We start from the raw sequence: 5443 nt of genomic DNA, 5'->3' as shown, positions 1-5443 counted from the left end.
GGTCCGTTCGTGGACCTCTCGCTGCTGAAGAAGGCCGAAGCCGCGCAGGGCTCCGGTGCGCGTACGCCGATCAAGACCTGGTCGCGCCGCTCCACCATCCTGCCGCAGTTCGTTGGCTTGACCTTCAGCGTTCACAATGGCCGCAAGCATATCCCCGTCATGGTCAATGAAGACATGGTGGGCATGAAACTGGGTGAATTCGCGCCAACGCGCTTCTTCCCCGGCCACGCTGCCGACAAGAAGGGCAAGCGCTGATGTCCAAGCCCAAATCCCCCCGCAAGGTTGGTGACCGTGAGGCGCTGGCCATTGCCACGACCATCCGCGGTTCGGCTTACAAGCTGAACCTGGTTGCGGGCCTCATTCGTGGCCGCAAGGCATCCGAAGCGCTCAACATCCTGCTGTTTTCGCGCAAGGCGATGGCGGTTGATGTTCGCAAGGTGCTGGCTTCGGCCGTGGCCAATGCCGAGAACAACCATAATCTGGATGTCGATGCGTTGGTGGTGAAGGAAGCCAGTGTTGGCAAGGCGATCAGCATGAAGCGTTTCACGCCGCGTGCTCGCGGCCGTGCCTCTGCAATCGTCAAACCGTTCAGCCGCCTTCGCGTTGTGGTGCGCGAAGCTGACGAAGACGCCAAGGCCTCTGGGAGCGCTGAATAATGGGTCACAAGACTTCTCCCATCGGTCTGCGCCTGCAGATCAATCGCACCTGGGACAGCCGTTGGTTTGCCAAGGGTGACGAGTACGGCAATCTGTGGCTGGAAGATCTTCGCATCCGCGAGTTCATCATCAAGAACCACGCGCAGGCTGCCATCTCCAAGGTGGTGATCGAGCGCCCGGCCAAGCTGTGCCGTGTCTCCATTTTTGCTGCGCGCCCCGGCGTGATCATCGGCAAGAAGGGTGCGGACATCGAGAAGCTGCGCAAGCAGATTGCCCAGATGACCCGCAGCGACGTGAGCTTGAACATCGTCGAGATCCGCAAGCCGGAAATCGATTCCAAGCTGGTGGCTGCCGGTGTGGCTGATCAGTTGGAGCGCCGTATCGCGTTCCGCCGTGCCATGAAGCGTGCCGTGCAATCGGCGCTGCGTCTGGGCGCGGAAGGCATCAAGATTACCTGTTCGGGTCGTCTTGGCGGCGCAGAAATCGCCCGCACCGAATGGTATCGTGAAGGCCGTGTGCCGTTGCACACCCTGCGCGGCAACGTCGATTATGCCGAGCATCAGGCCCACACCGCTTATGGCGTGTGCGGCGTGAAGGTTTGGATCTTCAAGGGCGAGATCCTTGGCCACGACCCGATGGCCCAGGACCGCTTGATGATGGAAGCCCAGACCTCTGGCGTCCGTCCGGCCCGCTGAGAAGGAATAGAAGATGCTGCAACCAAAGCGCACCAAATTCCGCAAGGCGTTCAAGGGCCGTATCCATGGTGATGCCAAGGGCGGTACAGCGCTGAACTTCGGTGCTTTCGGCTTGAAGGCGCTGGAGCCGGAGCGGATTACTGCCCGCCAGATCGAAGCGGCTCGCCGCGCGATTTCGCGTCACATCAAGCGCCAGGGCCGCTTGTGGATCCGGATTTTCCCGGATCTGCCGGTGTCGTCGAAGCCGGCCGAAGTCCGCATGGGCTCGGGCAAGGGCTCGCCCGAACATTGGGTGGCCCGCGTCAAGCCCGGCCGTGTGATGTTCGAGCTTGACGGCGTCCCTTACGACGTTGCTGCCGGCGCCTTTGAGCGCGCCGCTGCCAAGTTGCCGATCAAGACCAAGATGGTGGTGCGCCTCGGCGAACCCACCACGCAAGATTAAGCGCAGGATTAAGGGCCATGGCCGACAAGATTTTTGCCGATCTGAAGGTTTCGACCGACGATCAACTCGCCGTTCGGCTGTCCGAGCTGAAGCGTGAACAATTCAACCTGCGGTTCCAGGCGGCCACCGGCCAGCTGGAGAAGCCCGGCCGTGTGCGTGTTGTGCGCCGGACGATTGCCCGCATCAAGACGTTGCAGTCGGCCCGCAAGGCCGCCGTGCAGCCGTCTCAGTCGTTGGGAGCATAAGACATGCCGAAGCGCGTATTGCAGGGCACCGTCGTGTCCGACAAGGGCGAAAAGACGGTTGTCGTGCTGGTGGAGCGCAAGGTCGCTCACCCGGTTTACGGCAAGATCATCCGTCGTTCGAAGAAGTATCACGCCCATGACGAGGGCAATGTGATCAAGGCCGGTGACACGGTGCGCATCGAGGAATGCGCTCCGCTGTCGAAGCTGAAGACGTGGAAGGTTTTGGAAAAGGTCGGCTGAGCCGGGTTTTTTCGGAAAGTTCTTGAGGCGGTCGGCTGATCCGGCGTCTCAGGTTGGTATTTAAGCCGTCTGCCGGTCGGAATCGGCAGACTTTATGGAAGGATCGAACGCATGATCCAGATGCAGACGAACCTCGACGTGGCGGACAATAGTGGCGCCAAGCGGGTGATGTGCATCAAGGTCCTGGGTGGTTCCAAGCGCCGGTTCGCCGGTGTCGGCGACGTCATTGTGGTGTCGGTGAAGGAAGCTCAACCCAAGGGCAAGGTGAAAAAGGGTGATGTGCACCGCGCTGTCGTGGTGCGCACCGCCAAGGATATCCGTCGGCCCGACGGTTCGGTGATCCGTTTCGACAGCAACGCTGCCGTGCTGATCAACAAGAATGAGGAGCCGATTGGCACCCGTATCTTTGGGCCGGTCGTGCGTGAATTGCGCGCCTCTGGTCACATGAAGATCATCAGCCTTGCTCCAGAGGTGCTGTAATGAGCGCACTGAAGATCAAGAAGGGTGATACCGTGATCGTCTTGGCCGGCAAGGACAAGGGCAAAGAAGGCACCGTGACCCGCAACCTGCCGCGCGACGGCAAGGTGGTGGTGGCCGGTGTCAACATGATCACGCGTCACAACAAGCCAAACCAGTCCAACCCCAACGGCGGCATCGAGCGTATCGAAGCGCCAATGGCGGTGTCGAATGTGGCAATCAAGGATCCGACCACGGGTGGTCCCACCCGCGTCGGCTTCGCCATGGTCGATGGGCAAAAGGTTCGCATCGCCAAGAAGTCGGGAGCCAAGATCGATGGCTGACACCACACCCCCCCGCATGCAGGTTCTGTATGCCGATCAGATTCGCACCAGGATGGTCGAACTGTTTGGCTACACGAACATGATGCAAGTGCCGAAGATCCAGAAGATCGTGCTCAACATGGGTGTCGGCGATGCCACCCAGGACAAGAAGAAGGTCGATCAGGCTGCCGGTGAAATGGCGCTGATTGCTGGCCAGAAGCCGGTGATCTGCAAGGCCAAGAAGTCTGTCGCGCAGTTCAAACTGCGTGAGGGCATGCCGATCGGCTGCAAGGTCACGCTGCGCCGCGAGCGCATGTACGACTTTCTCGACCGTCTGGTGACCATCGCCTTGCCGCGCGTTCGCGATTTCCGCGGCGTGCCTGCCAAGTCGTTCGATGGCCGTGGCAATTTCGCCATGGGTATCAAGGAGCAGCTGATTTTCCCGGAAATCAGCTACGACCGAGTCGACCAGGTCCGCGGTATGGATATCATCGTGGCCACTTCGGCCAAGACCGACGACGAAGCCCGCGCGCTCCTGGCGCTGTTTGGCTTCCCCTTCGTTGGCTACACCCTCGAAAAGAAGGCGGCCTGAGCCATGGCGAAGCTTTCCATGATCAACAAGAACGAGCACCGCAAGGCGCTGGTTGTGAAGTACGCCGGCAAATTTGCCGTCCTCAAGGCGATTGCCGCCGATGAGAATCGTTCCGATGAGGAACGTTTGATGGCCCGCCTGAAAATGTCGGAGTTGCCGCGCAATGCGAACCCCACCCGGGTCCGCAATCGCTGTGAGTTGACGGGCCGTCCGCGTGCCTATTATCGCAAGTTCAAACTTTCGCGCATCATGCTGCGGGAATTGGCCAACAAAGGCCTGATTCCCGGCGTGACGAAGTCCAGCTGGTAAGGATAGACCCATGTCGATGTCTGATCCTCTGGGCGATATGCTCACCCGGATCCGCAACGGCCAACAGGCCCGTAAGGATTCGATCGTAACTCCCGCTTCCAGGCTGCGCGCTCGCGTGCTGGATGTTCTGCAACGCGAAGGCTACATCCGGGGCTATGTTCCGGTGCTTGATGGCGCTCACCAGAACCTACGGATCGACCTGAAATATTTCGAAGGTCGTCCCGCTATCCAGCACCTTGCCCGCGTGTCGAAGCCCGGCCGCCGCGTTTACAGCGGCGCCACCGAGCTGCCGCGCGTCCGCAATGGCCTTGGTATCAACATTGTTTCGACGCCCCAGGGTGTTCTTTCCGACGCGGAAGCGCGCGAGAAGAACGTGGGCGGCGAAATCCTCTGCCAGGTGTTCTGACCATGTCGCGCATCGGTAAAAAAGCCGTCGCCATTCCGGCCGGCGTCACAGCCTCCATCAACGACCGCACACTCGTGGTCACAGGCCCTAAGGGTGAACTGTCGCTGACGCTGGTGGATGACATCAGCTATACCATCGAAGGCGCCCAGATCGCGGTGCTGCCGGCGACTGAAACCAGGCGCGCCCGTGCCTTTTGGGGCATGCAGCGCACGTTGGTCAGCAATCTTGTCACCGGCGTATCCGACGGTTTCACCAAGGTATTGGTGATCACCGGCGTGGGCTACCGCGCTTCGGTACAGGGCACCAACCTCAAGCTGCAACTTGGCTACAGCCACGACGTGGATTACGCCATCCCCGACGGTATCACCATCAAGACGCCTGATCCGACGACGGTGGAAATCACTGGTTCCGACAAGCAGCGTGTTGGTCAGGTGGCCGCCGAGATCCGGCGCTGGCGCAAGCCCGAACCCTACAAGGGCAAGGGCATCAAGTATCGCGGCGAAGTCATCTTCCGGAAGGAAGGGAAGAAGAAATGAGCAGGCTTACCCATTTCGATCAGCGTCGTCGCCGTGTGCGCACGGCCATCGCTTTCAAGAGCGGCGGTCGCCCGCGCCTGTCGGTGCATCGTTCGTCGCAGCATATTTATGCGCAGATTATTGATGATGCCAATGGTGTCACTCTCGCCGCCGCCTCCACCTTGGAGAAGGACGCGCGTGGGACCACGGGCGCCACCGCTGGTGCTGCCGCTGCCGTTGGCAAGCGCCTGGCCGACCGGGCCATGGCTGCCGGTGTTTCGGCAGTCGTGTTCGACCGCGGTGGTTTCCTTTTCCATGGCCGCGTGAAAGCGCTTGCCGAGGGCGCCCGCGAAGGCGGGTTGGAGTTCTGAAATGAGTGATGAAATCGAAGTGACCGGTGCCGCTGCTCCGGAAGGTGAAGCCCGCGGGCCCGGCAGTGGTCGGGGCCGTGGACGTGGTCCTGGCGGCGATCAGCGCGGCCGTGGCGGCCCTGGCGGCAACGATCGCCGCGGCGGCGGTGATCGCAACAAGCGTGGCCGTGACAACAGCGGCGAACCCGGCGGT

14 protein-coding genes are annotated in these 5443 nt (G+C 61.1%); all 14 read left to right on the top strand.

Features of this window, described 5'->3' with window-relative positions; translation table 11 throughout:
- A partial coding sequence (rpsS, locus tag ACESL8_RS11100) for a 30S ribosomal protein S19 (protein ID WP_372918809.1) occupies nt 1–255 on the top strand: 255 nt, incomplete at its 5' end.
- Nucleotides 255–656, top strand: coding sequence for a 50S ribosomal protein L22 (gene rplV, locus ACESL8_RS11095; RefSeq protein WP_372918807.1), 402 nt, complete (start codon nt 255–257; stop codon nt 654–656). The genes rpsS and rplV, both read left to right, overlap by 1 nt.
- Nucleotides 656–1351 carry a 30S ribosomal protein S3 gene (gene rpsC / locus ACESL8_RS11090; RefSeq protein WP_372918805.1) on the top strand — a complete coding sequence of 232 codons (696 nt, stop codon included), beginning with the start codon at nt 656–658 and terminating at the stop codon, nt 1349–1351. Before rplV ends, rpsC begins: the two co-directional genes overlap by 1 nt.
- A gap of 13 nt (nt 1352–1364) precedes the next feature.
- Nucleotides 1365–1793 carry a 50S ribosomal protein L16 gene (gene rplP, locus ACESL8_RS11085; RefSeq protein WP_372918803.1) on the top strand — a complete coding sequence of 143 codons (429 nt, stop codon included), beginning with the start codon at nt 1365–1367 and terminating at the stop codon, nt 1791–1793.
- Nucleotides 1794–1810: 17 nt separating this feature from the next.
- Entirely contained in the window at nt 1811–2038 is a 228-nt protein-coding gene (rpmC, locus tag ACESL8_RS11080; RefSeq protein ID WP_372918801.1) for a 50S ribosomal protein L29, read from the top strand.
- Between the two features lie 3 nt (nt 2039–2041).
- Nucleotides 2042–2278, top strand: coding sequence for a 30S ribosomal protein S17 (gene rpsQ, locus ACESL8_RS11075; RefSeq protein WP_372918799.1), 237 nt, complete (start codon nt 2042–2044; stop codon nt 2276–2278).
- Between the two features lie 111 nt (nt 2279–2389).
- Complete coding sequence (rplN, locus tag ACESL8_RS11070; RefSeq protein WP_372918797.1) at nt 2390–2758, top strand: 50S ribosomal protein L14; 369 nt, start codon at nt 2390–2392, stop codon at nt 2756–2758.
- The gene (gene rplX, locus ACESL8_RS11065; RefSeq protein WP_372918795.1) at nt 2758–3078 is read left to right on the top strand and encodes a 50S ribosomal protein L24; all 321 of its coding nucleotides are present in this window, start codon (nt 2758–2760) and stop codon (nt 3076–3078) included. Before rplN ends, rplX begins: the two co-directional genes overlap by 1 nt.
- Entirely contained in the window at nt 3071–3649 is a 579-nt protein-coding gene (gene rplE / locus ACESL8_RS11060) for a 50S ribosomal protein L5 (protein ID WP_372918793.1), read from the top strand. Before rplX ends, rplE begins: the two co-directional genes overlap by 8 nt.
- A gap of 3 nt (nt 3650–3652) precedes the next feature.
- Nucleotides 3653–3958 carry a 30S ribosomal protein S14 gene (gene rpsN / locus ACESL8_RS11055; protein WP_372918791.1) on the top strand — a complete coding sequence of 102 codons (306 nt, stop codon included), beginning with the start codon at nt 3653–3655 and terminating at the stop codon, nt 3956–3958.
- Nucleotides 3959–3968: 10 nt separating this feature from the next.
- Entirely contained in the window at nt 3969–4364 is a 396-nt protein-coding gene (rpsH, locus tag ACESL8_RS11050) for a 30S ribosomal protein S8 (protein WP_372918789.1), read from the top strand.
- Between the two features lie 2 nt (nt 4365–4366).
- The gene (rplF, locus tag ACESL8_RS11045) at nt 4367–4900 is read left to right on the top strand and encodes a 50S ribosomal protein L6 (RefSeq protein ID WP_372918787.1); all 534 of its coding nucleotides are present in this window, start codon (nt 4367–4369) and stop codon (nt 4898–4900) included.
- Nucleotides 4897–5250, top strand: a complete 354-nt coding sequence (gene rplR, locus ACESL8_RS11040) for a 50S ribosomal protein L18 (RefSeq protein WP_372918785.1) — start codon at nt 4897–4899, stop codon at nt 5248–5250. Before rplF ends, rplR begins: the two co-directional genes overlap by 4 nt.
- Nucleotide 5251: 1 nt before the next feature.
- Nucleotides 5252–5443, top strand: a 192-nt coding sequence (locus ACESL8_RS11035; RefSeq protein WP_372918783.1) for a hypothetical protein, incomplete at its 3' end; no start/stop codon positions are given.

The sequence above is a fragment of the Sandarakinorhabdus sp. genome, from assembly GCF_041689835.1.
In the GTDB taxonomy this organism is placed as follows: Bacteria; Pseudomonadota; Alphaproteobacteria; order Sphingomonadales; family Sphingomonadaceae; genus Sandarakinorhabdus.
The sequence above is the reverse complement of the archived record's forward strand: the minus strand, read 5'-3'. Positions and strand labels throughout refer to the sequence as shown.